We start from the raw sequence: 26,872 nt of genomic DNA, 5'->3' as shown, positions 1-26,872 counted from the left end.
AACGCCCTTCAAGGAAGGGCATTTTTATTAATGAATGGCTTAGTTTTTTTATAAAGAGCTTACCGTATTAGTTTGTGTATTTCTTCCGGGAGCATCTAGATTAAAGCTTAAGGAGAACTTTATAACCTTATCCTGACTACTCATGATATTGCTGGTCACAGGAAGCTGGTAAGCGAAGTCAAACATAAATCGATCGTATCTTAATCCGGCCCCAAGGCTCATATGATTCTTAAATCCTTTCTCCCTGCTCTGGGTAATATAACCGGTACGGAAAGTGAAAGTATCGTTGAAATTGAGCTCAGATCCCAGGGAGAAGATTACTTCTTTCATCTCTTCCGAAAAGCCATCGGGCGCATCTCCAAAAGATGAGAACCAGCCTCCGGCCGCGCTATTGTCCGGAAGATTGCGCTGATCATCGGTAGCAGGAACTAAAAACTTCAGTGCCTCGCCATAAAAAGAAAGCATATCATTCCTTCCCATTGCGATATGATACCCTCCTCCTACTTTCAGAGAAGTTGGAAGCGGATAATCAAAACCTTCCTCATCGGCATACTTAAGCTTGGAACCAAGGTTCTTTAAATTAAAACCTAGGGTCCATTTATTGTCATGCTGATCTAAAGGAGCCGAGGTATAGTAACCCGATACATCGGCCGCCACAGCATTACCCGTTTTTAGTTGCACATCATCATTGCCCTGGTTCGTGGCAATATCCGATCGTATATAACGACCCGTAACCGACATCCCGAAATTCTCGTTCAATTTAAGGCTGTATGAAAGGTCTACCGCCATTTCATTCGGCCTGTAGCTTCCCTGGCTGATAATGCTATTACCCATTTCTTCTTCCACCTGCACCTCGCCAAAACTGAAGTAGGTCAATGATCCGCTTAAAGCCGAACGCTCATTAAGCATCTGGTAATAGGCCGCATTGGCATGGAACATATCATTGGCATAACCTACGAACTGAGGAATATAAGATAAACCTATCCCCCTGGAACTTTCTCCGGCATACAGGAATTTTGCAGGGTTATGGAACTGGGAGTAGGCATCGGGTAAGGTAGCTACTCCGCTCTCTCCCATCCCGCCTGCCCTGGCGTCCGGGACTATCTGAAGGAAAGGAGCCCCCGTGATCACGGGGCGCACCAGTTCCTGACTCGTTGCTATAAGGCCTGAAAATAAGGTGACCAGACCGAAAAATATATTCTTAGTTGTCATATTTGTTTTCATTACAATGCAATTAATTTTTTAAGATGTACCGTGCCGTCTTCATCCATCACTCTTACTAATAAAGTTCCTTTGAATGGCGCAATATTAATCATCATTTCAAAGGACTCATTACCTTCAAACACCTTATACTTATTGGTCTCTGTCTCCAGTACTTCCACCTGCATGATCTTCGATCTGAAAGGCACTACTACCTTGGCCATGGAGCTCTGTTTTAAGATCGTCGGCACTACATGTACGGCTTTGGCATCCACACCATCGATCTCCACGGTAACCATCGAAGTAGCCTCACCGGTATTGCCAGCCTCATCGGTAACACTTAAGGTCACTTCATAAGTACCAACTTCATCAAAGTAGGTTTGATCCAAGCTTAGTCTTACCTCGCTACAGTTATCAAAGCTGCCATTATCTATATCTTCAGGAGTAATGCTCACATTGGTCTCAGGATCCAGGTACACCGTAATATCACGGATGCTTACCTCGGGAGCGGTTACATCGCGAACTATCACATTCTGCTGCTGGGTGGTGATATTCCCATTCTCATCATCATAGGTCCAGGTAATAGTGTAATCACCCTGATCCATATACGTAAGCGCATCTGAAGTGGTTCCCGTGATAGCTCCTCTGCAATTATCGGTGGCTGTTGGTGCAGGAATATCTGAAACCCCGCATTCTACCACAATGTCTTCCAGAGCTACCACATCCGGCACCGGTGCAGTGGTATCTTCAATGATGATCTCCTGTTGCTGGTGAGTTACATTCCCGTTCCCATCGTCATACTTCCAGGTAATGATGGTAGATCCACTGCGGGTCACAGGGAAGTAAAGATCGGCAACTCCTTCAATGGACTCATTACAATTATCTACTGCCAGTGGTTTTGCCACATCGGCCGCTTCAACTATACACTCGGCTCTAATCGGAGCTAAATTTTCCATTACCGGGGCTGGTGCGATTTTGTCTTTAGCTGTCAATACTACGGTTGATTCAGCAATATTTCCTGCTGCATCAGTTGCTGTAACTACTACATCAACAGTTCCATTATGTTCTAAGGAAACTACTGTTCCCGCAGATGGCGACTGCGTGATAGTTACCGTACAATTATCGGTGGCTGCTCCCATAACATTAGGAACAGTAATTGAACAAAACTCATCAAGATTCACATCCTGATCTGCTTCCGCTGAAAGTTCCGGTGCTTCATTGTCTTTAGCAGTAAGCACTACAGTTGACTCATCTGTATTACCTGCAGCATCGGTGGCTGTAACTACTACATCAACAGTTCCATTATGTTCTGAGGAAACTACAGTTCCCACAGATGGCGACTGCGTGATAGTTACCGTACAATTATCGGTGGCTGTTCCCATCACATTAGGAACAGTGATTGCACAAAACTCATCAAGATCCACATCTTGATCTGCTTCCGCTGTTAGTACAGGTGCTTCATTGTCTTTAGCAGTAAGCACTACGGTTGACTCATCTGTATTACCTGCAGCATCGGTGGCTGTAACCACTACATCTACAGTTCCGTTATGTTCTGAAGAAACTACAGTTCCGGCAGCAGGTGCCTGCGTGATAGTTACTGTACAGTTATCGGTGGCGGTTCCCATCACCTCAGGAACAGTAATTGAACAAAACTCATCTAGGTTTACATCCTGATCGGCTTCGGCAGTAAGTACCGGTGATTCGTTGTCTTTAGCAGTAAGCACTACGGTTGTTTCATCTGTATTACCTGCAGCATCGGTAGCCGTAACTACTACCTCTACAGTTCCGTTGTGTTCTGAGTAAATTACTGTTCCCGCAGCTGGCGACTGCGTGATACTTACCGAACAGTTATCGGTAGCAACTGAGCCATCTACAAGGTTTGGAACGCTGATACTACATTCGGTATCCAGCACCACTTCCTGATCGGCTTCCGCTGTTAGTACAGGTGCTTCTGTATCCATAGCAGTAAGCACTACTGTAGACTCATCTGTATTTCCGGCTGCATCGGTGGCCGTTACAACTACATTTACAGTTCCGTTATGCTCTGAAGAAATTACTGTTCCTTCTGCAGGTGACTGCGTGATACTTACCGTACAGTTATCCGTAGCAACTGAGCCATCAACAAGGTTTGGAACGCTGATACTACATTCGGTATCCAGCACCACTTCCTGATCGGCTTCCGCTGTTAGTACAGGTGCTTCATCGTCAATAGCAGTTAGTACCACGGTTGACTCATCTCTATTGCCGGCGGCGTCGGAAGCTGTTACTACAATATCTACAGTTCCATTATGTTCCGAAGAAATTACAGTGCCCGCAACCGGAGACTGCGTGATCGTAGCTGTACAATTATCGGTTGCAACTGAACCATCAACAAGGTCTGGTATAGTGATGCTACAATCTGCATCAATCACAACATCCTGATCGGCTTCCGCTGTTAGTACAGGTGCTTGATTATCTTTAGCAGTTAGTACTACGGTAGACTCATCTTTATTCCCCGCAGGATCGGCAGCCGTAACTATTACATCTACAGTGCCGTTATGCTCAGAGGAAATTACTGTTCCTGCAACCGGAGACTGAGTGATCGTAAAGGTACAATTATCATTAGCAACTGAACCATCAACAAGGTTCGGGACAGTGATACTACAATCTGCATCAAGCACAACATCCTGATCTGCTTCTGGAGTAAGTACCGGAGCTTCATTGTCTTCCACGGTAACGGTTGCTGTTTTGGTAGAAGTGTTTCCGTATTTATCTGTTACTTTTAGAACAACCGGATTCTCTCCTATATTATCACAGGTAAAGGTCTTCCCGGAATCAAAATAACGCACGGCTACATAGAGACGTTTTACGATATTATGACATGGATCACCGAACACTGAATTATCAGCAGGGATTGTAAAGGAATTTTTTCCCAATGCATAAGCTTCTACAATAGATTTGGAATCAGATGCATGACAGTCTCCTATGCTATAGTTTCCATCAGAGCCTGTAGGCAATCCATAACTGGCAAACTCTACAGATTCCACCACCTTTCCGGCAGGCAGATTTATGGTAAGATTCTGAAATTCCGGAACTTCAGCGTACAGGAGGTGTCCCAACTCAACTTTATCGACCCCACAATTATCGGTTGAGCCCGCATCAATCTGGTTCGCAGTTACAACTGCCTGCCCATTCTCATCCAGGTAAACTGTTACATCCTGAGCAAGTACTGTTGGAGCCGTAGTATCTTCTACGGTTACAATTACAGAAGTTTCGGAAATGTTACCATAACTATCCTCACTCCTTAAAGTAAGATTATTTTCACCAACATTTTCACAGCTGAATACGGTTTTATCCAAACTCATGATCAAATCACTGGAAGCAGTACAATTATCTGAAGAATTAACCGTCACCATCTCTGAAGTGATCGATACATTTCCTGTTTCATCCAATGCTACTGTTATGTCTTTAGTTTCGACTACAGGAGGAGTATTATCAAGAACTGTTACACTAGCTTTTGCCGTAGATTCATTACCACTTTTATCCCGAACGGTAAGGGTAACTAAATTATCCGGACCTAAAGTCTCCGTGGATTGGGTCCACACCGTACTTTGGGAGAATTCCTGAAGACTTCCATCATATCCATTCCCAGTAAGATCAATAAGATCTGTACCGGCAGCTTCTTCCATATTATAATAAGCCAATAGACCGTCTGTTCCTGGGTCTAACGTCCTGTTATGATCATTGAGAATTTCCTGATCGGTCCTTGCCTTACTCCATAGTCTTACCTCATCAATCTGACCAATGTGATAGGTATGGAAACCAGCGTAGCCAATGGTCAATGGGTCGGTACTGGTCGCAGGGTTTGTACCTCCAGTATTTGTGGCAACCAATTCCCCGTTGATATATAACTTTCCAACATTTCCGCTTTTAACCCCTGCGATATGATACCACTCTCCTGTATTGATGGTTTGATGGAAGCCTACTTCAACCCCATCTCCATACTGTTGAAATAAAAAGGCTCCATCCGGGTGATACCATAGTCCGTAATTTCTAGGGCCATCTGCCCCCTTTCCTGCAATACGCACCCAATCTGCATTAAAGCCATCGGCCTTAAACCAGGCCTCAATTGTCATATCTCCTGTTAATCTAAGAGAAGGTGCGTCAGGAATAGAAACAAAATCATTTCCATCAAAATTAAGAGCAGATGCGTTTATAGTCTCTCCTTTATCTCCAATATTTTCACAACCAAAAATTGTATTATCTATACTTAAGGTCAAATCTTCTACGGTTGTACAATTATCTGAAGAACCATTGTTAATCATTGCAGGAGTAATAGTCGCACTCCCCCCAGCATCCAATTCCACCACAATATTTCCTACTACCTGTGCATTTGGAGCTTCTTTATCTTCTACAGTTACCGTCGCTATACATTTGTCGGTAACCCCGTCACTATCTGTCACTGTCAATTCTACTTGATTATCTCCAATATTTGAACAATCAAAAGTGTTATTGTCTATAGCCAAAGTAAATCCGGCTTTATCATCCGTGGATCCGCCATCTACATCTGCAGGTGTGATAGTTACCGTACCATCTGTACCAAGCTGAGCAGTGAAATTCTGGCAAATGGCTTTTGGGGGAGTATTAGTCTGAATCTTATTACCTATTAATTGAACTTCTGCTAATTGCAAACTGTTGTCAATCCCACATTGATCAGTGAAATTTATCCTGTAATATGTATATGCATTCGTATTGGAAAAAGAAAATGTTCTTTTCGAATATCTGGAACTGACACAGGGTATATTACCTGTAGCTACAGTAGAAAAGCTTGAACCATTATTAGACCCCAGAATCTGAAAATTCCTTGGATCCCTATTTGGAAAATCGTTTGCGGTAGTTATTTCAATTTGAGTCGCGACATATGCATCCCCGCCCATATAGACAGTAAAACCCATACCATCGGAATAATTAAGGTCCAAAAATTTAGTGTAAATATTTCCGTCAATAATTTTAGAATAGTCCTCGTTAACAGGAGAATCTATACTCCCATAAGGAGATATATTCATTCCTGGACTAAAAATAGGAGATTGTCCAAAACTTAAGCTGGATAAAGATCCAAGAATAAGCAATGTTAGAAATTTTAAAAAGTAATTTTGTTTCATTAAGGCATATTTAGGTTAATATTGGATTGCAAGTTTCGGCGATTGTTAAATATTGAACAATACCACAATTATGGTATTAACATTTGTTAAAAAATTAATGATTAATATTTGAGTAGGGGCCGCGAATTTAAGTTTTTTTTAACTCACCAAACAACTAAAAAAACGATTAAAAAAATAAAAACCTCCCACAAGAGTCTAATTATAAAACTTATGAAGGTTTTTACTCACAAATAATTATAATTGATAAAGGAGCTTATTTTTCTTAAAAAAAGATTAATTTTTATTTCTCATATTACTGGATAATGAAAGAGATTTCTTTATCCAGTATCTTGAGTTACCTTAAAATATTGACATAAAAAACCTCACAGGTTTTTGAAACCTGTGAGGTTTAAATATTCTTTTACCTGATAAAAATTAAAGTGTCTTAGCGACTTTCCCCACTGCCTCAATCGTCTTATCAAGATCCTCATAAGAAAGAGCCTCACTGATAAACCAGGTCTCAAATGCGCTGGGGGCGATATAGATTCCCTCTTCTAGAAGCCCATGGAAGAATTTATTGAATTTGCCTGTATAGGCTGACTTTGCAGAAGAATCAAAGTCAGTCACCGGCTCACTTCCGAAATGTACCGAGATCATGGAGCCCATACGGTTAATGCTAAAATCGACTCCGGCTTCTTTAAGAACCTTATCCATTCCTTTATGAAGATATTCAGTCTTCTTATCTATACTTTCAAAAATATTGCGGTTTTCATCAAGTTCTGTAAGCATTGCCAAACCTGCTGCCATCGCCAGCGGATTTCCACTTAGCGTCCCAGCCTGGTAAACAGGTCCCACTGGAGCCAGATGATCCATGATCTCATTTCGTGCAGCGAAAGCACCAACCGGCAGCCCGCCTCCTATCACTTTACCAAAACAAACTATATCGGCATTCACTCCTAATCTTTCCTGAACACCACCAGCCGCAAGCCTGAAGCCAGTCATTACCTCATCAAAAACAAGCAGAATTCCGGTTTCATTACAGATCTTTCTCAGGCCTTTAAGAAAACCTTCCGCAGGTGGGATACACCCCATATTTCCCGCTACAGGTTCAAGGATAATACAGGCAATCTCATCCCTATTGGCTTCCACCAGTTCTTTTACATTCTCAAGATCGTTGTATTTAGCCAGTAAAGTATCTTTAGCAGTTCCCTGTGTAACTCCCGGGCTATTAGGGGTACCAAAAGTAATGGCTCCACTTCCAGCCTGGATCAGGAACGAATCGCTGTGCCCATGATAACAGCCGGCAAATTTGATGATCTTTTCCTTGCCGGTAAATCCGCGAGCGAGACGAACCGCGCTCATACAGGCTTCGGTCCCTGAATTCACCATTCGTATCTTATCTATATTCGGAACCATTTTCACGGCCAGTTCGGCGATCTTTGTTTCAAGCTCTGTAGGTGTTCCAAATGAAGTTCCTTTCTTCGCTTTTTCGATCACCGCATCTAAAACGGGTTTATGGGCATGTCCCAGAATAAGCGGCCCCCAGGAATTAATGTAGTCTATCAGTTTATTTCCATCCTCATCATACATATAAGCTCCTTCGGCTCTCTCTACAAAAATTGGCTCTCCACCAACCGCCTTAAAGGCTCTTACCGGCGAATTTACTCCTCCCGGAATTACTTTTTTTGCCTCTGAAAATAACTGACTGCTTCTTTTATAAATCATAAATATCTTTTACTTTTTTCCGTCACCCTGAACTTGGTTCAGGGTCTTTTTAAAGTAAGATTCTGAAACAAGTTCAGAATGACGTTTATTTTATATTTAAAACCTGACCTATGGAAATATTATTACTCACCAGGTCGTTATTTCGTTTTATCTCTTCTACTGTGGTATTATATCGCTTTGCAATAGAATATAAAGTATCCCCTTTTCTCACAACGTAGCTATCGGAATTCTCTTGGGGTATCGAAGTATAAACCCGGGAAGCTTTCCCAAGGATTTCTGAATCATAACGATACAATTCATATCTTTCAATAAGATCTATAAGTTTATCAGGATATCTCCTATCAGTAGCATATCCGGCCTTTCTCAATCCTTTTGCCCAACCGCGATAATCATCAGGATCCAGCTCGAACAATGATGCATACCTGCCCCTATTCGCCAGAAAAAGCGAATGGTCCCGGTAAGAATATTTAGCTTTTTTATACTTTCTGAAACATTCTCCACGAAGATCATCATCATGATAAACCCTTTCTCCTTCCCAGTCATGACATTTTATTCCGAAGTGATTATTAGCCCTTCTGGTAAGATCCCCCCGACCGGCTCCAGACTCAAGGATTCCCTGAGCCAGGGTGATACTCGCAGGAATACGATATAATTTCATTTCTTCCTGGGCTATGGGAGCAAACTCTGCTATATAACTTTCTACCGTGTAATTGTATGAATTTCTCACCGGTGCTGCTTCTCTATTATTTTCAGAAGAAGAAACTTCAACCCTTTTTTCCCTGGATTCACTATGGGATTCTTCCTTTTTAGTGGTTACCACCTTCTTCCTGCTACCACAGGAAACTACAAAAACGCTAATCAATAGTAAGGACAAAATTCGGCTGAATCTCATATCAATAAATTATTTGCGGCAGATCTTTCTTTTTCAGAAAACTATTCATTCCTTCAATTCCCTGCAAACCTCCCGTGTGAATAGCCAGGATTTTAGAATTTTCAGGAAAATAGCCCTTCTTTACGAGTTCAAAAATACCAAAAACTAATTTCCCTGTGTAGACGGGATCGAGTTTGATCTTATATTTTTTATGGAATTCATTCATAAACTCTATAAGAGCTGCATTCACTCTAGCATAACCTCCAAAATGATAGTTTAGTATAATTTCCCAGTTGCTTTTAGTCACCAGTTCTTTAACCTCATCTTGCAGATGATCAGAATTCAGGGATGAAAAACCTAATACTCTTTGATGGGCTTCCGAAGAATTGATAAGTCCGGCCAAAGTGCCCCCAGTGCCAACCGATGAACATATAAAATCGAATTCTTTATCATTTTCAGTTAGTATCTCCTCACAGCCTTTGATAGCCAGATTGTTTGTACCTCCTTCCGGCAATAAATAAAATTCACCAAAGCTGTCCCGAAGTGTATTAATAAAATCGGCTGAATCTTTTTGCCGATATTCCTCCCTACTCACAAAATGGAATTTCATTGAGCAGGAACTCGCATATTTAAGTGTAGGACTCCATATTTCCTGATTTTTCTCCAGCTCATCACCACGAATTACGCCAATGCTCTTAAAGCCAAATTTCTTACCGGCTGCCGCTGCAGCCGCAATATGATTGGAATGAGCACCTCCAAAAGTCAGTAGAGTATTATAATTCTGATCCCTGGCGGCAATAAGGTTATATTTGAGTTTCCTGAATTTATTCCCGGACACTTCGGAATGTAGCAGGTCTTCTCTTTTGATCCAAAGTTCAATACCTCCCGGGAATTCTTTAATAAATTCGTTCGGAATATTTTGTGAAAACTGGCTATCAAAAAAGTCCTGCATGTTGCAAAACTACTTCAACTCATTCAGAATAAATAATGAAAATAAAAATCGTTATCCTGTTCAGATAACTATCGTAATTGTATCAGGATCTATTAGAAGCTGAAATCGAAGATTCAACAAAGTTAAACAAGTTCAGCTTGACGAATATATGGGATATCTAACTCTAAAGATATTTTCTAAAAGCCCAGAAAGGTCGATTTTTCAAATAATTGAGATCGTTCTCGCGGCGATAGGCTTCCCTTTCAAAACTAATGTTCCGGTAAGCCAGCATTCCCTCACGGCAGTAAAGATACCTTACAAAAAATTCAATGGCATACCATACATAGAAGAAAATAACCAGCAATTCCAGCTGTTGTCTAAGGTGAATTCGTTCGTGATTTAAGAAGTATTTATCCTTTTTTAGCTTTTTGCTCTCAAGGAAAACAAAGGGCCATAAACTAAGGCCCTTGAATCTGCCCGAAAGCAGCCTTTTGTTCACGATCAAAATCATGCTTTCAAGATAAGAAATTGTATTTTAGCCCCATGAGTTTTCAGAAGAAAAGAATACCGTTAGAGGAGGGCGATTATTATATTACCCCTGAAGGCTATCGCTGTTTTACCGAGCAATATCATTTAAAAAGAGGTTATTGCTGTGAAAGCGGTTGTCGCCATTGTCCCTACGGATACAACAAAAAAACAAACCGACAAGAAACATAACGAATGAATTTTAAGGATCAGATACTGGAAGGAATTCCGGATAATTTACCGGAGCCAAAGGCCTATGACGAATCTTTAAACCATGCTCCAAGGCGTAAGAAGATTCTTGATGATGACGAGAAGAAACTGGCGCTTGAAAATGCATTGAGATATTTTGACAAAAAACATCATGCGACACTGCTTCCCGAATTCAGGGAAGAACTTGAAAAATACGGACGTATCTATATGTACCGTTTTAAGCCCGATTATGATTTTTATGCCAGACCCATAGATGAATATCCCGGGAAAAGTGTACAGGCAAAAGGAATTATGCTCATGATCCAGAATAACCTGGATCCTGAGGTCGCACAGCATCCTGAAGAGCTGATCACCTATGGAGGAAACGGAGCTGTGTTTCAGAACTGGGCCCAATATAGGCTCACAATGAAATATCTTGCCGAGATGGACGACAATCAGACCCTGGTGATGTATTCGGGTCATCCTATGGGACTTTTCCCGTCTCATCCAAATGCTCCGCGAGTAGTTGTCACTAACGGAATGATGATCCCTAATTATTCTAAACCTGATGACTGGGAAAAATTCAACGCGCTTGGAGTCACCCAGTACGGACAAATGACTGCCGGAAGCTATATGTATATAGGTCCGCAGGGAATTGTTCATGGAACCACCATTACTGTTCTCAATGCCGGTAGAAAGATCGCCAAACAAGGCGAGGATCTCAGCGGAAAATTGTTCGTGACTTCGGGGCTTGGAGGCATGAGTGGAGCTCAGCCAAAAGCAGGAAATATTGCGGGTTGTATAACTGTTTGCGCAGAGGTAAACCCAAAAGCTACCCAAACCAGGCATAAACAGGGATGGGTTGATGAAGTTATAGACAATGTGCAGGAATTAGCTGAGAGGGTCATAAAAGCAAAAGCAAATAAAGAAGTGGTCTCTATTGCCTTCCAGGGGAACGTGGTGGAAGTATGGGAATATTTTGCCGAAAACGATATCTACATCGACCTGGGAAGTGATCAGACCTCTCTTCATAATCCATGGGCTGGGGGTTACTATCCGGTTGAACTAAGTTTTAAGGAAGCCAACGAAATGATGGCTTCAAACCCTGACGAATTTAAAGAAAAAGTTCAGGAAAGTCTGAGAAGACAGGCCACGGCTATTAATAAACACACATCAAAAGGCACCTATTTCTTCGATTACGGAAACGCCTTTTTATTGGAAGCCTCCAGAGCCGGCGCCGATATTTTAAGTGAAGATGGTAAAACTTTCAAATATCCAAGTTATGTTCAGGACATCATGGGCCCGATGTGTTTTGATTATGGCTTCGGTCCCTTCCGATGGGTTTGCGCTTCGGGTAAAGAGGAAGACCTTCAAAAAACCGATGAGATCGCAACTGAAGTTCTTAATAAATTAAAAGAAAAGTCTCCTTCTGAAATTCAGCAGCAAATGCAGGATAATATCAAATGGATCAAAGGAGCGCAGCAGAACAAACTCGTGGTTGGCTCAAAAGCCAGGATACTTTACGCCGATGCTGAAGGGAGAATAGAAATCGCAAAAGCCTTTAACGATGCCATTGGCCGGGGGGAGATTGGCCCTGTGGTGTTAGGTCGTGATCATCATGACGTCTCAGGAACCGATTCTCCTTATAGAGAAACCTCAAATATATATGATGGATCACGCTTTACAGCCGATATGGCCATACAAAATGTGATAGGAGATAGCTTTAGAGGAGCTACCTGGGTGAGCATCCACAATGGTGGTGGTGTTGGCTGGGGAGAGGTTATTAACGGAGGCTTCGGCATGATTCTTGAGGGTGATAAAGCATCTGAAGATCGTTTGAAATCTATGTTGTTCTGGGATGTTAACAACGGAATTGCCCGCAGATCCTGGGCTAGGAACAAGGAAGCTGTTTTCACCGCCAAACGCGCAATGGAGATGAATCCGCAACTTAAGCTTACCATCCCGAACATGGTTGATCCAACGCTTTTCGATTAAAGTTTGTACAAATTTAAAATCGAACCTATGAAATTTCTAAAATTTACACCTGTACTGCTTTTGTTTGCAGTTCTTTTTACCTCCTGTGAAAGCGTGAGGGTCGCATCAGATTATGATCGCGAAGCTAATTTCAGTGAGTACGGCACTTACGCATTTTTTAAGCCGGGTATAGATAAAGCCGAAATATCAGACCTTGATAAAAAGCGTATTCTCAGGGCTATAGAAACCGAAATGCAAAAGAAAGGCTTTTCCAAGTCTGAAAACCCTGATCTACTGGTAAGTATATTCACAAAAACGAATGAGAATATCAACATTTACCAGCATGGCTATCCCTACTGGGGTTATGGCTGGGGATGGCATCCATGGTACTGGGGTAGCGGATTCAATACAGTTAACCGTACCAGTGAAGGCACCCTCTATATAGACCTAATAGATTCAGAAGACAAGGAACTGGTATGGCAAGGCATGGGAACTGCAGCACTTGCCCGTGAAGTGAACAAAAAACAGGAACGCATCAACGAGATCGTAGCCAAAATAATGGAGAAATATCCTCCCGGAATGGAAAGATAATAAAACAATGAAAGCCCCTTTGGAAGGGGCTTTTTTTATACGCAGTCGTTAAGCAATAATCTTCCCTTTGTGTTTCAAATTTTGTACTTTTAACGCAAACGTTTTAGTAAACCCGAATCATGTTAGATAATATTCAATCGAATGAGATACTGGATAGGCTGCCAGCCCATCTGAAGCAATATATCAAACCGCAGAATTATGAAGATTATACTCCTATTAATCAGGCGGTTTGGCGATATGTTATGCGCAAAAATGTTGATTACCTTAGCAAGGTTGCCCATGAATCCTATCTGGAAGGTTTAAAACAAACGGGAATTTCTATAGACAGCATCCCTAATATGTACGGGATGAATCGTATTCTAAAGGAAATTGGATGGGCCGCAGTGGCGGTAGATGGATTTATTCCCCCGGCCGCCTTTATGGAATTCCAGGCATATAATGTACTTGTAATCGCTAGCGACATCCGTCAGCTTGAACATATAGAATATACTCCCGCACCTGATATTATCCATGAAGGTGCTGGCCACGCCCCCATCATTGCAAATCCGGAATACGCTGAATACCTGCGACGTTTTGGAGAAATAGGCTGTAAAGCGATTTCCAGCTCCCACGATTATGAAATCTATGAAGCCATTAGAGAACTTTCGATCCTAAAAGAGGCTGAGGACACTCCAAAAGAAAAGATAAAAGAAGTTGAAAGAAAAGTGGATGAGCTGCAGAATGCTGAAGTTAAGCCAAGTGAAATGGCTCAGATTAGGAACCTTCACTGGTGGACGGTTGAATATGGCCTAATCGGAACTTTGGAGCATCCTAAAATATATGGCGCAGGTCTTCTCTCCTCTATTGGGGAAAGCAAATCCTGCCTTACCGATGAAGTAAAAAAATATTCTTATACTATTGAAGCTGCAAAGCAGGAATTCGATATCACCAAACCTCAGCCACAGCTTTTTGTAATCCCAGACTTTGCACATTTAAGCCTTGTGCTTGAAGAATTCGCCAATAAAATGGCCCTGAGAAAAGGAGGGCTTGAAGGTGTTCAAAAACTTATAGATTCTAAAACCATTGGAAGCATTGAGTTGAGTACGGGCATCCAGATCTCCGGTAATTTTGACAATGTTAAGGAACATGAGGGAAAACCTATCTATTTCCAAACCAAAGGAAAAACAGCACTTGCCTACCGGGAAAAAGAACTGGTGGGACATGGTGTTTCCACACACCCTGAGGGTTTTGGTTCACCGGTTGGAAAACTAAAAGGCATCAACCTGGCAATAGAAGATATGAGTCCCCGTGACCTGCGGGCTTATGCGATATATGAAGGTGAAAACGTAAGCCTTGAATTTGAGGGAGGAATAAAAGTTGAAGGAGAGATCATCACAGGAACCAGAAATCTACAGGGAAAAATAATTCTGATAAGCTTTAAGAACTGTACGGTAACTTACAATGATGAATTACTTTTCAAACCTGAATGGGGCCCTTATGATATGGCTGTCGGGAAAGAAATTATCTCGGCCTTCGCGGGCCCTGCAGACCATGATTCGTTTGACCTTATTACTCATACACCATCTACCACCACTATAAAGAGTAAGAAAACACCAGAAAGAGAAGAACTGGAATCTCTTTATGAGTCGGTAAGAAATATTAGAAATGGAGAGAACACTAAATTCTCACTGGATGCCGCATTTGATATAGTTAAAAAACACCATCCAAAAGACTGGTTATTATCGGTAGAAATTTATGAGCTGGCTGCTGAAGATGATCCTAAATTAGCGTCAGAGGTAAAGTCTCACCTGCAGGAACTTAAGAAATCCAGACCGGAAGTAAAACATCTTATCGAAGATGGGATTGAGATGACCGAAAGCAATCTGGCAGCTCCTACAGTTTAATAGCCTCCAGAGTTTCCGAATTCTCTATGGGCTGGTTATTATATTCCAAGGTCCAGCCCATACTATTTGTAAGAATATAAATCTTCTGAAGTTCGCTGACAAGCCTGTTTTTAGCATTGGACTTAAGAGATGAGCTTTCGATCTTTTTAGCCAAAGATTCTTCTATTTGCTCTTTTATCTTATTATAATCTTCAGCTTCAAACTGGTTGAGATAATCCTGTGTAACATCATAATATTTTATATTAGGGTTGATGCTGATCTCTTCTTTCGGAATATCCTTTATGATCACTTTCTTGTTCTCTTCATCTACCTCGATCTGAAGTTTACTTAGATCGTAAGCCACACTCACTTCAGCATTCACGACGATAAGAGCCTTTTTTCGGGCTGACAGAATATCGAAATAGAAGCTTTTCGAGTTCTTGTAGGTAAACACCTGGGAAAAACTACCTTCTGTCACTACAAGCTTTCCTACGTTCCTTATCTGTTCCTGGATAAGTGCTGTATCTTCCTTTAAGCCTTCTTTCTCATCATTTTTGCTTTCCCAGTACATGAAACCAAGGATAACCAGGGCAATAAACAGTACAGCAAGTAGAATGTTCTTCATAGACATAGATTTATGAGAAGGAAAAGTTAGGAAAAAAGAGACAGAAGCGGGAGAAATGAAATCCTAAAGAAAGTTAAAATGAAGTTCATAAAAAACTAAAGGACGGCCCCACCCGTCCTTTAGTATATTCTAAAATCTACCCCAACAAATTTTAGAAAACAAATTATCTGTAAAATGCTGATTATTTGAGGTGTACATCCTTTCGTAATCAATTAGATTTACATCAAATCTGCTTGGTAAAAATACGAATATTTTAATATAAAGCATGAAAAATTTGTTGCCATTATATTAAAAATTTAACAATCCCAATAATAGCAAGGCTTAAGGAAAGGTTATTTCAGGGTGTTTTTTTTGAATTTCCTCGATTTTCGCTTGTAATTTCGTAAGAAATTTCTTATGACTTACAGAATTTTCTGCCCGGGAACGATGAGAAAGTGCCTTCTGAATCTTCTCTATTTCAGCATTTATTTCAAGTGATTTTTCCGATATCCAGTTGTAGGAAAAAAGCTTCCAGATATAATTCACAGCCACCTTGCTCGGGTGCAGCATATCATCAGTATAAAAACGATAATCCCTCAACTCATCCATCATGATTTCATAGGACGGAAAGTAGACAGCCGAATTACTATTCTTCAAAAATTCATGTAGGGCTGTAATTAGATGAGCTTTGCTTTGTTGGTTTTCCACCATCCCATCCTTTAAATGTCTTACCGGAGAAACAGTAAAAATGATCTTTGCATCTTCAGTGACCTGTGAAATAGAATGACTTATCACCTCCAGATCATTAATTATTTCGTCTACAGAGGAGAGCTCTTTTCTAAATTTCTTTTGAGGGATCTTATGGCAATTAGCCACAATATCTCCACTCTCCTCATAAATGTATCCCCAGGCAGTCCCAAGGCTTATAATCACATGAGAAGCCTTAGCCAGAAACTCCCTACTGCTTTGTAAAGATATGTTAAGCTCTTGCAGGCACTCTTCTTTAATTTCCCGTCGCATATCGGAATGCGCCTCCAGAGATTGCCAGCCACCATTAAACTGGAGCACATCATTATCGCCGTAATCATCATTACTCGAGAGTCGCTGAAAAAATCTTCTTATAGGTGAAGGGTGGAAAATAATTCCCGTAGGATTCTGGATGTTTTGAAATTTAAACCAATCCAGCTTAGCCCCGATATTTTCGACAAAACAGGAGCCAATAAGAAACACCCCACTGGCATGCTCCACCTTGGGAAACCCCTCCTGCACGGGAACTTTAGTCCTGAATTCCATATCCTTAAATTAAAAAATCCCGGTCACAAATCCGGGATTTTATTTTTATTTTATAAAACTTTCAGCTTTTTGAAGTGCTTCATTCAGACCATCAGGATTCTTCCCCCCCGCGGTAGCGAAGAATGGCTGGCCTCCACCTCCTCCCTGGATATATTTTCCAAGCTCTCTCACGATCTGCCCTGCATTCAGTTCCTTTTCTTTAACCAGATCTTTGGAAATATAGCAGGAAAGCAAGGCCTTTCCGTTCTGCTCGGTACCGAACAATAAAAACAAATTGTCAATTTCATCTCCTAACTGGAAAGCAAGATCCTTAATACCCCCGGCATCGAGATCCACTTTTTTGGAAAGGAAGTTTATACCATCCACAAGCTTGATCTCATTTTTAAGATCAGACTTCAAATTCTTAGCCTTATCCTTTAATAAGCTTTCTACCTGCTTTTTAAGTGCAGCATTCTCTTCCTGAATATTATTGATAGCCTTCAAAGGCTCTTTTGGATTCTTTAATGCGCTCTTAATCTCATCCAGTATATTGGTTTGCTTTTCGAAATATTTCATGGCTGCTTCACCTGTAATAGCCTCAATTCTTCGTATTCCTGAAGCAACGGCCGATTCACCGGTGATCTTGAAATACCAGATATCTGAAGTGTTCTCTACATGGGTTCCACCACAAAGCTCCATGGATTCACCAAAACGAATGGCTCTTACAGAATCTCCATACTTCTCACCAAACAAGGCAATAGCACCTTCATCAATAGCTTCCTGGTAACTAATATTTCTTTTTTCATCCAGCTCTATCTGATCTTTGATCCTGGCATTTACAAAATCCTCCACTTCCTTAAGCTCCTCTGCAGTCACCTTGCTAAAATGTGAAAAGTCGAATCGCAGATAATCGCTTTGAACCATAGAACCCTTTTGTTCTACATGAGAGCCCAGAATACTCCTTAGAGCCTGGTGAAGCAAATGAGTTGCTGTATGATTGCACGCGGTACTCGCCCTTTCGGTCTTATTCACTATGGCTTCAAAATCGGCCTCAGGATTTCGGGGAAGCTTCTTTACAAAATGTACTATCTGGTTATTTTCTTTTTTAGTATCCTCTATATCTATCACTTCGCCTTCAGAAGACATAAGAATTCCTTTATCTCCAACCTGACCACCACCTTCAGGATAAAAAGGAGTTCGGTTAAGCACCACCTGGTACATCTCTCCTTTCTTTTTAGATTCCACCTTACGATATCTGGCAATTTTCACATCAGCTTCCAGTTGATCATAGCCTACAAAACTCTCATCTTCGACATCGGTAAGCTCTGTCCAGTCCCCGGCACTTACCTGAGTTGCCTTACGGGAACGATCTTTTTGTTTTTTAAGCTCCTCTTCAAAACCTTTCTCATCCAGTTCAAATTCATTTTCCCGGAGGATAAGAGCAGTGAGATCTATTGGGAAACCATAAGTGTCATATAGTTCAAAGGCTTTTTCACCTGATATTTTTTTATCGGCAGTCTCCTTCATGAGATTCTCCAAAAGCACAAGGCCCTGCTCAAGAGTTCTTAAGAAAGAAGCTTCCTCTTCGCGGATAACATTGTGCATTAGGTTTTCTTGTGATTCCAATTCAGGAAAAGCTGGTCCCATCTGTTTACTTAATACAGATACCAGCTTATAAATGAAAGGCTGTTTAGTATCGAGAAAAGTAAACCCATACCTAATGGCCCTTCTTAAGATTCTTCTTATCACATAACCTGCCCCGGTATTACTTGGCAGCTGTCCATCGGCAATTGAAAAAGCCACAGCCCTCACGTGGTCGGCGATTACCCTCATGGCAATATCGGTCTCTTCAGCCTTGCCATAATCTGAACCGGTTATCTTTTCAATTTCTGAAATAAGTGGTGTAAAGACATCGGTATCGTAATTAGATTTCTTTCCCTGAAGTACCATACATAGACGTTCAAAGCCCATCCCGGTATCGATATGTTTCGCAGGCAGTTCTTCAAGATCTCCGTTAGCTTTTCGGTTATACTGCATGAATACCAGGTTCCAGATCTCCACCACCTGAGGATGATCCATATTTACAAGGTCTCTCCCTGGCGTCTTTGCCTTCTCTTCTTCTGATCTTATATCGATATGAATTTCGGAACATGGCCCACATGGCCCCTGATCGCCCATCTCCCAGAAATTATCTTTTTTATTACCGAAAATGATTCTCTCTTCAGGCACGATCTCTTTCCAGAGCTCCAGGGCTTCTGTATCAAGACCAAAATTGTCGCGGTCGTCACTTCCTTCAAATACTGACACATAGAGATTTTCAGGAGATATCTTATACACTTCCGTCAACAGTTCCCAGGCCCAGTTAATAGCTTCTTTCTTAAAGTAATCTCCAAAGCTCCAGTTTCCAAGCATCTCGAACATGGTATGGTGATAGGTGTCATGCCCCACCTCCTCAAGATCGTTATGTTTACCGCTAACTCTCAGGCACTTTTGAGTATCGGTCACCCTACTGCTTTTTGGAGTGGAGTTCCCCAGAAAATACTCCTTGAACTGGTTCATCCCGGCATTGGTAAACATCAGCGTTGGATCATCTTTGATCACCATGGGGGCCGATGGAACTATAGTATGGGATTTCGATTTGAAAAACTCTAGAAACTCTTTGCGGATATCCTGTGACTTCATTCAGTTATTTTCTTGCAAAATTCATTAAATTATGAAGACGGCAAAACAATTACTATATTTGTTCGTTTACCGTATAAATTTGCACGGTATTTGAGCCGTTTCGAGACGCAAAAATAGCATAAATTTAACTCATGTCGAAGGTTAAATATTATTACGATAGCGATACCCTTTCATATAAGAAGATCGAGCAAAAGAAAGGCCGTCGTTTTGGTATAATCTTACTTGGTATCACCGGCTGTTTTTTAGGTGGATTCATTCTGCTTATGATCTATCTGAATATACCTGAGATAGAGACCCCAAAAGAAAAAGCACTTAAGCGCGAACTGCAGAACATGAAATTGCAGTATGGCCTGCTCAATAAAAAAATGGACCAGATCCAGGATGTTATGGCCAATATCGAAGACCGTGACAATAATATCTACCGCCTTTATTTTGAGGCAAACCCAATTCCCGAAGAGCAAAGAAAGGCCGGATTCGGCGGGATTAACCGCTACAAGGATCTTGAAGGTTTTGACAACAGCAAGCTCATTATTGAGACCACCAAGAGAATGGACGTACTTACGAAACGTCTAGTAGTCCAGTCAAAATCCCTGGATGAAGTTGCACAACTCGCCAGGGAAAAAGGAGAATTACTTTCAGCAATTCCCGCTATACAACCAGTGAACAATGAGGATCTTAGCAGAATTGCTTCGGGATACGGTTGGCGAACCGATCCGTTTACTAAAGTAAAAAAGTTTCATTACGGGATGGACTTCACAGCTCCCCGGGGAACTCCGATTTATGCTACCGGAGATGGAAGAGTTATAAGAGCCGACAGCCGATCTACCGGGTACGGGAACCACATTAGAATAGATCATGGTTATGGCTATACCAGTCTATATGCACATTTATACAAATACAATGTGCGCAGAGGCCAGAGAGTAAAAAGAGGAGATGTAATTGGATTTGTGGGAAGCACAGGACGATCTGAAGCCCCCCATCTTCATTATGAGATCTTCAAGGATGATAAAAGAATCAACCCTATAAACTTCTATTACGGAAACCTTTCTCCTGAAGAATTTGGCAAAGTACTCGAGAGAGCTCAACGAGAAAACCAATCGCTTGATTAATGCACATCAACCTTCCTGAAAAACGTTACTACAGCATAGGCGAAGTTGCGGGAGCCTTTAAGGTGAATGCTTCACTAATCAGGTTCTGGGAAAAAGAATTCGATGTAATCAAGCCGAAAAAAAATGCTAAAGGAAACAGGAAATTCACCCCGGAAGACATCAGAAACCTGGAATTGATTTACCACCTGGTAAAAGAAAGGGGATTTACCCTGGAAGGGGCCAAAATCCACCTTAAGGAAGAAAAACAAAAAACACTAAGCAACTTTGAAATAATTCGTAAGTTGAAGACTATAAAAGCAGAACTGATCAACCTTAAAAATCAATTGTAACATGAAAAAGTGGTTAATCCCATTAATAATTATCGTAATAGGCGTGGTTGTGATATGGAAATTCACGGCCGGCTTCAATAATACTGCTGTAGCCAAAGAAGAGAACGCAAAATTAGCCTGGTCTAATGTTGAAAGTTCTTATCAAAGAAGAAACGATCTTATTGGCAATCTTGTAAAGACGGTTGAAGGTGCTGCCGATTTTGAACGAGGAACCCTTACCGATGTCATGGAAGCCAGGGCTAAAGCTACTTCAGTAAATGTTGATGCCGATAATTTGAGTGCTGCCCAGATTCAGCAATTCCAGCAGGCTCAGCAGGGAGTAACCTCGGCGCTTTCGAGGTTGCTTGTAACTGTGGAGAGATACCCTGAACTGAAAGCGAATCAGAACTTTTTGCAATTACAATCACAGCTGGAAGGAACCGAAAACAGGATAAATGTTGCACGGGATCGCTTTAATGAAGCAGTGACCGATTACAACACCTATATTAGGGTTTTCCCGAACAATATTTTTGCAGGAATGTTCGGTTTTGAACGAATGGAACGTTTCCAGGCCGATGCAGGAGCCGAAGAAGCCCCCGATGTAGAATTCGATTTTTAAAAAAATGGCTAAAGAAGCAGACCAGGGTTTTCTATCTAAAAAGGAAGAGAGCGAAATAGTAGAAGCTATACGTAAAGCCGAGTTGAAGACTTCGGGTGAAATCCGTGTGCATCTGGAACGAAGCGCCGAGGGCAAGGATATCTTTGAGAGAGCTATGGAAGTTTTCCATATGCTGAAAATGGACAATACCAAGCAGGACAATGGCGTACTTATTTATGTGGCTGTAGAGGATCGAAATTTTGTAATCTACGGGGATAAAGGGATCAATGAGGTAGTTCCCGATGATTTCTGGGAAAGCACCAAAGATCTTATTGTATCCCATTTCAAAAAAGGACATTTTAAGGAAGGCCTGGTTGAAGGAGTACTTAAAGCAGGCGAACAACTCCAAAAGCATTTTCCATGGGACGAGGACGACACCAATGAGTTATCTGATCAAATTTCAAAAGCATAAGCTTATCAAACGATTTATTCTCTTTTTAACACTTCTTACCGGATTTACCGCCCTGGCACAGCGCGATATTCCGAAAAAACCTTCAGAACAGACCAGCGTTTATGATGAAGCACAGATGCTGTCTTCTTCTGATGAAAAAAGACTGGAGCAAAAGCTCATCAACTATGCCGATACCACTTCTACCCAAATCGTGGTGGTGACTATCGAGTCTCTGGAAGGTGAGTATGAAGGAACCTATGCAGCCCACTGGGCCCACGAATGGGGTATCGGTCAGAGTGAAAAAGACAATGGATTATTGATCCTTGTCGCTAAAAAAGAAAGAAAGATATGGATCACTACCGGTTATGGGCTTGAAGAATATATGACCGACGCCAAAACCAAGGAAATCATTGAGCTTATCATATTACCAGAATTCAGGAATGGTGACATTTATGCAGGACTGAACAAGGGAACCACAGCCATTTTCAAAGTTCTAAACGGAACCTTTGAAGGTGCTCCCGGAAGAAAATCCGGAAGTGGCGGCCTTCCGTTACGCTCTATCATAGTCTTTATAATCTTTATTGTGATCATTATCTCGATGTTCAACAAAAGAGGTGGTGGTCGTGGCGGAAGAGATCGTGGACGCAGCGTACTTTGGGATGCGATTATACTGAGTTCATTGGGTCGTGGCAGCTTTGGCGGCGGAAGTTCCGGAGGCGGATTCGGTGGCGGCGGAGGCTTTGGAGGAGGCTTCGGCGGCGGCGGATTTGGCGGCGGAGGCGCCGGAGGAAGCTGGTAGAATCAATTAACAATTGATGATTAAAAATGGACAATTAAGCATTTTCTGTCAGCCTGAGCCTAGTCGAAGGCTATTTTTTAGACTTTAGACTTTAGACTTTAGACTTTAGACTTTAGACTTTAGACTTTAGGAAGTTACATAAAAAAAATGTCCTCAAATTTTGAGGACATTTTTTTATAATTATTTCAATAACGACTTAAAGCTTTTATGATACTGCCTTTAGCTTGCTCATAGTCGATTTATTCAGTTTGTCTTCAGCATATTCGCGGGTAACGGTAAAATCGTCTTCCTCGCTTTCCGGCAATTCAAACATGGCATCGGTAAGGATAGCTTCACAAAGAGAACGCAATCCACGGGCACCTAGTTTATATTCAACCGCCTTGTCAACTATATAATCAAGAGCCTCTTCGGTGATATCAAATTCGATATCGTCCATCTCGAAGAGTTTTTTGTACTGTTTGATAATAGCATTTTTAGGCTCTGTAAGAATGGCTCTTAAAGTATCTCTATCCAATGGATTCATATAAGTAAGAGCCGGCAATCTACCAATGATCTCAGGTATAAGTCCAAATTCCTTAAGATCTTTAGGGATGATATACTTCAGAAGATTGGTACGTTCGATAGAATCCTCACTTTTTGAAGCGCTAAACCCTACCGCCTGCATATTAAGCCTTTTACTTATGATTCTTTCAATTCCATCAAAAGCACCTCCGGCTATAAACAAAATATTTTCTGTATTCACTTCAATGAATTTCTGATCGGGATGCTTACGCCCACCTTTAGGCGGAACGTTCACCGTAGTACCTTCAAGAAGTTTCAACAATGCCTGCTGAACACCTTCCCCCGAAACATCACGTGTAATGGATGGGTTATCACTTTTACGGGCAATCTTATCTATCTCATCGATAAAAACGATTCCGCGCTGAGCTTTTTCAGTGTTATAGTCGGCTGCCTGAAGCAATCTGGTAAGGATTCCTTCAACATCCTCTCCCACGTAACCAGCCTCGGTAAGCACCGTAGCATCCACGATGGCAAGAGGGACATTCAGCATTTTAGCAATAGTTCTGGCCATCAGGGTCTTACCGGTTCCGGTCTCCCCTACCATCACTATATTACTTTTCTGAATCTCTACATCATCTTCACTTTCGGGCTGAAGCAGTCTCTTGTAATGATTATATACCGCGACTGACATCACCTTCTTGGTTTCCTCCTGTCCTATAATATACTCATCAAGAAAAGACTTTATAGATTTAGGCTTACTCAGCATCAAATCTGAAGAAAGCTCTCTTGCCTCTCCCTGCCTTGATTCCTCTACTACAATGCCATGAGCCTGCTCTATACATCTATCGCAGATATGAGCATCAAGCCCTGCAATAAGGAGATTGGTTTCAGGCTTCTTTCTTCCACAAAAGGAACATTCTAAATCTTCTTTCGCCATTGTCTAATTTTTCTCTAATTACTCTTAATGTAAAAAAAGTAATTTACAATTTTATCCTTCTCTCTTTAATATTTCATCGATCATACCATACTCTTTCGCTTTTTCAGCCTTCATCCAGTAATCACGATCACTGTCTTCATGCACCTTTTCATAGGTTTGGCCGGTATGTTTTGCGATGATCTTATACAGCTCTTCTTTTAATGTTAAAATTTCTCTGGCTGTAATTTCTATATCACTCGCCTGGCCCTGAGCTCCTCCCATAGGCTGATGAATCATCACCCTGCAGTGGGGCAAGCCGCTTCTTTTGCCATTTTCCCCGGCACAAAGCAGAACCGCTCCCATAGAAGCTGCCATACCGGTACAGATAGTAGCAACATCAGGCTTTATGAACTGCATGGTATCGTAAATCCCAAGACCTGCATAAACGCTACCGCCAGGTGAATTTATGTAGATCTGGATATCCTTTGAAGCATCGGTACTTTCCAAAAATAACAATTGTGCCTGAACAATATTAGCCACCTGTTCATTGATCCCCGTTCCCAGGAAAATGATCCTGTCCATCATCAGCCTTGAAAATACATCCATTGCTACCGCATTCATCTGGCGTTCTTCAATGATATTTGGGGTCATGCCTACAGGCACCATGCTACTTATAATCTTATCGTAATAATTGCTGTTTATGTTATGATCTGAGACAGCATACTTTCGAAATTCCTTTCCGTAGTCCATCAATTTTTTAATGTTTTTTTCTTAATTATAATACGGGATAAGCCAAAAAAAGGCGTTACCCCGATTGAGTTAACGCCTTAAAGATAGGTAATATATCGTAAAAAGGCTTACTTATAAATAGCTTTCACAAATTCTTCGTAAGTAACTTCTTTTTCATCAAACTTCATGTTCTCCTTATAGAAGTCCAGAAGTTTTTCATTCATCAATTGTTCAGAAAGTCGCTTCACCTCGTCCTGATTTGAAAGTATTCTGGCAGCGATATCATCAAGCTCCTTTTGAGAAGGCTCGGTCTGACCAAACTGAGCCATCTGCTGTTTGATCTTATCGGTTGTGAATGCTTTAAGATCCTCAAAATCCACATTAAGATTATTATCGTTAACAACCTTACCTTCGATCAACTGGTAACGAAGACCTTTTTCGCTCTTCTCGTATTCTTCTTTAGCCTCTTCTTCAGTAAGTGGTTTTTCACCAACGGTCTGGATCCATTTCTGAAGAAATTCTTTTGGCAATTCAAAATCTGTAGCTTCAATCAGCGCTTCGGTGATATCATTCATCAACTGCTGATCGCTTTGCTGCTGAAATTGCTTTGCAGCATCTTCCTTGATCTTTTCCTTAAGTTCGGTCACAGACTTCACCTTATCTTTTCCGAAAAGTTTATCGAATAATTCCTGGTCCAGATCTGCAAGTTCTCTTTCGTTGATCTCTGAAATGGTGAATTCCACTTCTATATCAAGATCGTGAGCCTTATCGTGATCTATCTTAAGGTGATTGATCAATGCGTGATCATCTTCAAAAAGATTTTTGGTTTTTAAAGTAATGGTATCACCTGGTTTAGCGCCTACAAATTTATTGAGGTTACGCTTTCCCTTGATGTTCTCAAGTTCAATGGTCGATTCATTTTCGATCCCTTCCTCTTCATTCTTGAAAGTTCCGGTAACAGAATCACCTTCTTCGGCAACATCCTTACTTTTCAGCTTTCCGTATTGCTTTTGAATATTCTCAATCTGATCGTTCACCATCTTCTCATCGGCAACGATGTTATATTTAGTAACAGGCTTATCAAGATCAAGATTCACTTCAAAATCGGGAGCAAGTCCTAATTCAAATTCAAAGGTGTAATTATCATTATCCCAGTCAAAATTCTCCTGTTCCTTTGGAATAGGATTACCAAGAACATCGAGTTTTTCTTCGGTTAAGTACTTATTAAGGCTATCCTGAAGCAATTTGTTCACCTCGTCTACCAATACGGCCTTCCCATATTGTTTTTTGACCATTCCCATAGGTACATGACCTTTTCTGAAACCGGGAATATTGGCATTCTTACGGTAATCTTTTAAAATCTTATCTACTTTACCGGCATAATCTTCTTTCGCGATATCAACTTTCACTACCGCATTTAATTCATCAATATTCTCTCTGGTAATATTCATTTTGATCTGTTATAAAAAATTGGAGTGCAAAATTACATTTTTTTCAAAAGCCTGCAAAGTTTCAATTTGTTGAAATTCAGTTAAATCTAATCTGATTTAAGAATTGAGAAAAGCAAAGACTGTACAAGTGACAGCAACAAGCTAAAAATTATGGCAATAAGCCAGCCATCCACATCAAAACCACTTACAAAACCATCAGCTATAAAAATTATGATAGCGTTGATAACCAGAAGGAAAAGCCCTAAAGTAAGAATGGTGACGGGTAAAGTTAACAGTACCAGTATAGGTTTAACTATGAGGTTCAGAAGAGCAAGCACTATGGCCACAATTATGGCTGTCCAGTAACTATCAACACTTACCCCCGGCAATAGTTTGGCCAGAATTACAACAGCAAGTGCGGTAAGCAAAAGTCGAAGTATAAAATTCATAATTATCAAAAAAATTGGTTGGTATCGTAAAATTGC

At 41.1% G+C, this 26,872-nt stretch carries 22 protein-coding genes; 9 read left to right on the top strand and 13 right to left on the bottom strand.

Features of this window, described 5'->3' with window-relative positions:
• Positions 1–48: 48 nt before the first annotated feature.
• The 6 genes from porV to NE848_RS05615 form a co-directional block, all read right to left on the bottom strand.
• Positions 49–1,224: a type IX secretion system outer membrane channel protein PorV gene (porV, locus tag NE848_RS05640; protein WP_252111309.1), complete on the bottom strand. Its 1,176-nt coding sequence runs from the start codon at positions 1,222–1,224 to the stop codon at positions 49–51.
• Complete coding sequence (locus NE848_RS05635; RefSeq protein ID WP_252111307.1) at positions 1,224–6,341, bottom strand: LamG-like jellyroll fold domain-containing protein; 5,118 nt, start codon at positions 6,339–6,341, stop codon at positions 1,224–1,226. The genes porV and NE848_RS05635 overlap by 1 nt, the downstream gene beginning before the upstream one ends.
• Before the next feature lie 414 nt (positions 6,342–6,755).
• Entirely contained in the window at positions 6,756–8,045 is a 1,290-nt protein-coding gene (hemL, locus tag NE848_RS05630) for a glutamate-1-semialdehyde 2,1-aminomutase (protein WP_252111305.1), read from the bottom strand.
• Between the two features lie 85 nt (positions 8,046–8,130).
• Positions 8,131–8,937 (bottom strand): glucosaminidase domain-containing protein, encoded by an 807-nt coding sequence (locus tag NE848_RS05625; protein WP_252111303.1) that lies wholly within the window; start codon positions 8,935–8,937, stop codon positions 8,131–8,133.
• A 1-nt stretch (position 8,938) separates the two neighbouring features.
• Positions 8,939–9,868 carry a 1-aminocyclopropane-1-carboxylate deaminase/D-cysteine desulfhydrase gene (locus NE848_RS05620; RefSeq protein WP_252111301.1) on the bottom strand — a complete coding sequence of 310 codons (930 nt, stop codon included), beginning with the start codon at positions 9,866–9,868 and terminating at the stop codon, positions 8,939–8,941.
• Positions 9,869–10,031: 163 nt separating this feature from the next.
• Complete coding sequence (locus tag NE848_RS05615; RefSeq protein ID WP_252111299.1) at positions 10,032–10,358, bottom strand: hypothetical protein; 327 nt, start codon at positions 10,356–10,358, stop codon at positions 10,032–10,034.
• 32 nt (positions 10,359–10,390) lie between these two features.
• On the opposite strand from NE848_RS05615, the gene NE848_RS05610 reads away from it, so the two are divergent.
• From NE848_RS05610 to NE848_RS05595, 4 genes are all read left to right on the top strand, one after another.
• Positions 10,391–10,564, top strand: a complete 174-nt coding sequence (locus tag NE848_RS05610; protein ID WP_165499015.1) for a C1orf53 family protein — start codon at positions 10,391–10,393, stop codon at positions 10,562–10,564.
• Positions 10,565–10,567: 3 nt separating this feature from the next.
• On the top strand, positions 10,568–12,556 hold the full coding sequence (locus NE848_RS05605) for a urocanate hydratase (RefSeq protein ID WP_252111297.1): 1,989 nt from the start codon (positions 10,568–10,570) through the stop codon (positions 12,554–12,556).
• A 27-nt stretch (positions 12,557–12,583) separates the two neighbouring features.
• On the top strand, positions 12,584–13,126 hold the full coding sequence (locus tag NE848_RS05600) for a DUF4136 domain-containing protein (RefSeq protein WP_252111295.1): 543 nt from the start codon (positions 12,584–12,586) through the stop codon (positions 13,124–13,126).
• Positions 13,127–13,245: 119 nt separating this feature from the next.
• A complete protein-coding gene (locus tag NE848_RS05595; protein ID WP_252111294.1) occupies positions 13,246–15,009 on the top strand; it encodes an aromatic amino acid hydroxylase in 1,764 nt (587 codons plus the stop codon).
• On the opposite strand, the gene NE848_RS05590 is transcribed toward NE848_RS05595, so the two are convergent.
• The 3 genes from NE848_RS05590 to alaS form a co-directional block, all read right to left on the bottom strand.
• Entirely contained in the window at positions 14,999–15,613 is a 615-nt protein-coding gene (locus NE848_RS05590) for a DUF4230 domain-containing protein (RefSeq protein ID WP_252111292.1), read from the bottom strand. The genes NE848_RS05595 and NE848_RS05590 overlap by 11 nt on opposite strands.
• Positions 15,614–15,934: 321 nt before the next feature.
• Positions 15,935–16,885 carry a GSCFA domain-containing protein gene (locus NE848_RS05585; protein WP_252111290.1) on the bottom strand — a complete coding sequence of 317 codons (951 nt, stop codon included), beginning with the start codon at positions 16,883–16,885 and terminating at the stop codon, positions 15,935–15,937.
• Positions 16,886–16,930: 45 nt separating this feature from the next.
• Positions 16,931–19,546 carry an alanine--tRNA ligase gene (gene alaS / locus NE848_RS05580; protein ID WP_252111288.1) on the bottom strand — a complete coding sequence of 872 codons (2,616 nt, stop codon included), beginning with the start codon at positions 19,544–19,546 and terminating at the stop codon, positions 16,931–16,933.
• A gap of 131 nt (positions 19,547–19,677) precedes the next feature.
• Here alaS and NE848_RS05575 point away from each other — a divergent pair, with 131 nt between their 5' ends.
• Genes NE848_RS05575 through NE848_RS05555 form a run of 5 tightly spaced genes read left to right on the top strand, consistent with a single transcriptional unit; the run spans position 19,678 to position 22,811 of the window.
• Positions 19,678–20,655 (top strand): M23 family metallopeptidase, encoded by a 978-nt coding sequence (locus NE848_RS05575; RefSeq protein WP_252111286.1) that lies wholly within the window; start codon positions 19,678–19,680, stop codon positions 20,653–20,655.
• Positions 20,655–20,984 (top strand): MerR family transcriptional regulator, encoded by a 330-nt coding sequence (locus NE848_RS05570; protein WP_252111284.1) that lies wholly within the window; start codon positions 20,655–20,657, stop codon positions 20,982–20,984. The genes NE848_RS05575 and NE848_RS05570 overlap by 1 nt, the downstream gene beginning before the upstream one ends.
• A gap of 1 nt (position 20,985) precedes the next feature.
• Positions 20,986–21,582 (top strand): LemA family protein, encoded by a 597-nt coding sequence (locus tag NE848_RS05565; RefSeq protein ID WP_252111282.1) that lies wholly within the window; start codon positions 20,986–20,988, stop codon positions 21,580–21,582.
• Positions 21,583–21,586: 4 nt separating this feature from the next.
• Entirely contained in the window at positions 21,587–22,033 is a 447-nt protein-coding gene (locus tag NE848_RS05560) for a TPM domain-containing protein (protein WP_252111280.1), read from the top strand.
• Positions 22,002–22,811 carry a TPM domain-containing protein gene (locus NE848_RS05555; RefSeq protein WP_252111278.1) on the top strand — a complete coding sequence of 270 codons (810 nt, stop codon included), beginning with the start codon at positions 22,002–22,004 and terminating at the stop codon, positions 22,809–22,811. Before NE848_RS05560 ends, NE848_RS05555 begins: the two co-directional genes overlap by 32 nt.
• 205 nt (positions 22,812–23,016) lie before the next feature.
• On the opposite strand, the gene clpX is transcribed toward NE848_RS05555, so the two are convergent.
• The 4 genes from clpX to NE848_RS05535 form a co-directional block, all read right to left on the bottom strand.
• Positions 23,017–24,249, bottom strand: coding sequence for an ATP-dependent Clp protease ATP-binding subunit ClpX (gene clpX, locus NE848_RS05550; RefSeq protein ID WP_252111276.1), 1,233 nt, complete (start codon positions 24,247–24,249; stop codon positions 23,017–23,019).
• 51 nt (positions 24,250–24,300) lie between these two features.
• Positions 24,301–24,978 carry an ATP-dependent Clp endopeptidase proteolytic subunit ClpP gene (clpP, locus tag NE848_RS05545; RefSeq protein WP_252111274.1) on the bottom strand — a complete coding sequence of 226 codons (678 nt, stop codon included), beginning with the start codon at positions 24,976–24,978 and terminating at the stop codon, positions 24,301–24,303.
• Positions 24,979–25,085: 107 nt separating this feature from the next.
• Positions 25,086–26,408, bottom strand: a complete 1,323-nt coding sequence (gene tig, locus NE848_RS05540) for a trigger factor (RefSeq protein ID WP_252111271.1) — start codon at positions 26,406–26,408, stop codon at positions 25,086–25,088.
• An 86-nt stretch (positions 26,409–26,494) separates the two neighbouring features.
• The gene (locus NE848_RS05535) at positions 26,495–26,836 is read right to left on the bottom strand and encodes a phage holin family protein (protein ID WP_252111269.1); all 342 of its coding nucleotides are present in this window, start codon (positions 26,834–26,836) and stop codon (positions 26,495–26,497) included.
• Positions 26,837–26,872: the final 36 nt, after the last annotated feature.

Origin of the sequence: Gramella jeungdoensis, assembly GCF_023805255.1 — a bacterium.
In the GTDB taxonomy this organism is placed as follows: domain Bacteria; phylum Bacteroidota; class Bacteroidia; order Flavobacteriales; family Flavobacteriaceae; genus Christiangramia; species Christiangramia jeungdoensis.
This window is presented reverse-complemented; position numbering and strand designations above follow the sequence as displayed.

Excerpts from the sequence above, each read along its gene's own strand:
- NE848_RS05570 (WP_252111284.1), top strand. The coding sequence starts at position 20,655 with ATGCACATCAACCTTCCTGAAAAACGTTACTACAGCATAGGCGAAGTT.
- NE848_RS05560 (WP_252111280.1), top strand. The coding sequence starts at position 21,587 with ATGGCTAAAGAAGCAGACCAGGGTTTTCTATCTAAAAAGGAAGAGAGC.
- NE848_RS05535 (WP_252111269.1), bottom strand. The coding sequence starts at position 26,836 with ATGAATTTTATACTTCGACTTTTGCTTACCGCACTTGCTGTTGTAATT.
- NE848_RS05585 (WP_252111290.1), bottom strand. The coding sequence starts at position 16,885 with ATGGAATTCAGGACTAAAGTTCCCGTGCAGGAGGGGTTTCCCAAGGTG.
- hemL (WP_252111305.1), bottom strand. The coding sequence starts at position 8,045 with ATGATTTATAAAAGAAGCAGTCAGTTATTTTCAGAGGCAAAAAAAGTA.
- clpX (WP_252111276.1), bottom strand. The coding sequence starts at position 24,249 with ATGGCGAAAGAAGATTTAGAATGTTCCTTTTGTGGAAGAAAGAAGCCT.
- NE848_RS05590 (WP_252111292.1), bottom strand. The coding sequence starts at position 15,613 with ATGAAGAACATTCTACTTGCTGTACTGTTTATTGCCCTGGTTATCCTT.
- NE848_RS05635 (WP_252111307.1), bottom strand. The coding sequence starts at position 6,341 with ATGAAACAAAATTACTTTTTAAAATTTCTAACATTGCTTATTCTTGGA.
- NE848_RS05620 (WP_252111301.1), bottom strand. The coding sequence starts at position 9,868 with ATGCAGGACTTTTTTGATAGCCAGTTTTCACAAAATATTCCGAACGAA.
- NE848_RS05615 (WP_252111299.1), bottom strand. The coding sequence starts at position 10,358 with ATGATTTTGATCGTGAACAAAAGGCTGCTTTCGGGCAGATTCAAGGGC.
- NE848_RS05565 (WP_252111282.1), top strand. The coding sequence starts at position 20,986 with ATGAAAAAGTGGTTAATCCCATTAATAATTATCGTAATAGGCGTGGTT.
- NE848_RS05575 (WP_252111286.1), top strand. The coding sequence starts at position 19,678 with ATGTCGAAGGTTAAATATTATTACGATAGCGATACCCTTTCATATAAG.
- clpP (WP_252111274.1), bottom strand. The coding sequence starts at position 24,978 with ATGGACTACGGAAAGGAATTTCGAAAGTATGCTGTCTCAGATCATAAC.
- NE848_RS05555 (WP_252111278.1), top strand. The coding sequence starts at position 22,002 with ATGAGTTATCTGATCAAATTTCAAAAGCATAAGCTTATCAAACGATTT.
- NE848_RS05625 (WP_252111303.1), bottom strand. The coding sequence starts at position 8,937 with ATGAGATTCAGCCGAATTTTGTCCTTACTATTGATTAGCGTTTTTGTA.
- NE848_RS05595 (WP_252111294.1), top strand. The coding sequence starts at position 13,246 with ATGTTAGATAATATTCAATCGAATGAGATACTGGATAGGCTGCCAGCC.
- NE848_RS05600 (WP_252111295.1), top strand. The coding sequence starts at position 12,584 with ATGAAATTTCTAAAATTTACACCTGTACTGCTTTTGTTTGCAGTTCTT.
- tig (WP_252111271.1), bottom strand. The coding sequence starts at position 26,408 with ATGAATATTACCAGAGAGAATATTGATGAATTAAATGCGGTAGTGAAA.
- NE848_RS05605 (WP_252111297.1), top strand. The coding sequence starts at position 10,568 with ATGAATTTTAAGGATCAGATACTGGAAGGAATTCCGGATAATTTACCG.
- NE848_RS05610 (WP_165499015.1), top strand. The coding sequence starts at position 10,391 with ATGAGTTTTCAGAAGAAAAGAATACCGTTAGAGGAGGGCGATTATTAT.
- porV (WP_252111309.1), bottom strand. The coding sequence starts at position 1,224 with ATGAAAACAAATATGACAACTAAGAATATATTTTTCGGTCTGGTCACC.
- alaS (WP_252111288.1), bottom strand. The coding sequence starts at position 19,546 with ATGAAGTCACAGGATATCCGCAAAGAGTTTCTAGAGTTTTTCAAATCG.